The sequence below is a fragment of the Lysinibacillus sp. GbtcB16 genome (assembly GCF_019091145.1).
Lineage (GTDB): Bacteria > Bacillota > Bacilli > Bacillales_A > Planococcaceae > Lysinibacillus > Lysinibacillus fusiformis.
In genome coordinates this window covers 1-277 of sequence record NZ_JAGXJV010000320.1, presented here as the reverse complement: position 1 = coordinate 277, position 277 = coordinate 1, and the positions used below count along the sequence as shown (strand labels likewise).

Sequence of the window (277 nt, the reverse complement as noted above, 5' to 3'; positions counted from 1 at the left end):
CCGCAAGGGAAGGTGTACGGAATTCCGCTGTGGGAAATCGAGAATCGCGACAGCTTTCAAATTCGGGCGGACTGGATCAGCAACGTAGGACTTCCCATGCCGAAGGAAGAGACGTTTAACGTCGATGAATTTTATCAGATTATGAAGGCGTTTGCCTTGAATGATCCGGACAAAAATGGGAAGAAGGACACGGTCGGTTTCACCACCGATAACGAGCTCGGGGCTAACACCGCACAATTGCGGGCGGCATTCGGCCTGGCGAACGGCTGGAAGCTGA

1 pseudogene is annotated in these 277 nt (G+C 53.1%); it reads left to right on the top strand.

Annotation, left to right across the window (positions count from 1 at the left end):
* Nucleotides 1-277, top strand: a pseudogene (locus KVT27_RS24410) (extracellular solute-binding protein); the annotation flags it as partial.